At 58.9% G+C, this 734-nt stretch carries 1 protein-coding gene and 1 pseudogene; one reads left to right on the forward strand and one right to left on the reverse strand.

The window, feature by feature from the left end:
- Positions 1 to 115 precede the first annotated feature (115 nt).
- Positions 116 to 256, forward strand: a pseudogene (locus IVA82_RS34665) (DUF736 family protein); the annotation flags it as partial.
- A gap of 60 nt (positions 257 to 316) precedes the next feature.
- Here the strand turns inward: IVA82_RS34665 and IVA82_RS34670 are convergent.
- Positions 317 to 544: a helix-turn-helix transcriptional regulator gene (locus tag IVA82_RS34670; protein WP_247383526.1), complete on the reverse strand. Its 228-nt coding sequence runs from the start codon at positions 542 to 544 to the stop codon at positions 317 to 319.
- Positions 545 to 734 lie beyond the last annotated feature (190 nt).

The following is a 734-nucleotide window of genomic DNA, read 5'->3' on the forward strand; positions in this document are numbered from 1 at the left end:
CTACTTTCCGGCGCAAAATTCGGCGGCCTTGTGAGGCAGCCAGAATCGCTTGGTGTGGCGAAAACTGCAAGGTCGAACGGATTGGCGTTGACTTGAAGCGGCAGCATTGATTCATTCCGAAGAGGGCCGCGACTACCTCTCGCTTAAGCTCGACGACCCCTCGTTCAACGCGCCGATCTACGCGAACCTGTTCGACGACGAAGGCGGTGAGGGCTACACCCTGCTCTGGTCGCGGCCCCGCAAGAACGGCGAGTGACATCGCCCCAAGCCCCGCCGGGTCCTCCGGGCGGGGTACTTCGCGGCTGCCTCAGGCGGCTTACGATTTGCTAAGCCGCGCCGCCCGCTTGAGCAGGTCTCCCGGTTCGACCCCCAATGCTTCAGCAATTTGTCCGAGCACAGTGACGCTTGCTGATACATCGCCGCGCTCGATCGCGCCGATGTAACGGGCGCTCAACCCCGCGCGCTCGGCCAGCTCCTCCTGCGTCATTTGTAAATCGTGGCGTTTCCGACGCAGGTTCACAGCCATGATCTCTTTGAGATCCATGGCGATATGGGAACTGAGCCGGAACGATCGTTCTAGGAATGATCGTTCCTATTCGTATCCAAACATGCTATCGTTTGTGACGTTGCTTGAAGCGCGGCCGACCTTGGTTATCGATTTACGGAACGGATTCGAAAGAGTATCCGGAATTCCGACGGACAACGGAGGTCTGGATTGCGACCAAACCATGGCG

Source organism: Bradyrhizobium sp. 142 (assembly GCF_023074015.1).
Taxonomy (GTDB): domain Bacteria; phylum Pseudomonadota; class Alphaproteobacteria; order Rhizobiales; family Xanthobacteraceae; genus Bradyrhizobium.

Coding starts and splice junctions, on each gene's coding strand:
- IVA82_RS34670 (WP_247383526.1), bottom strand. CDS start 544: ATGGATCTCAAAGAGATCATGGCTGTGAACCTGCGTCGGAAACGCCAC.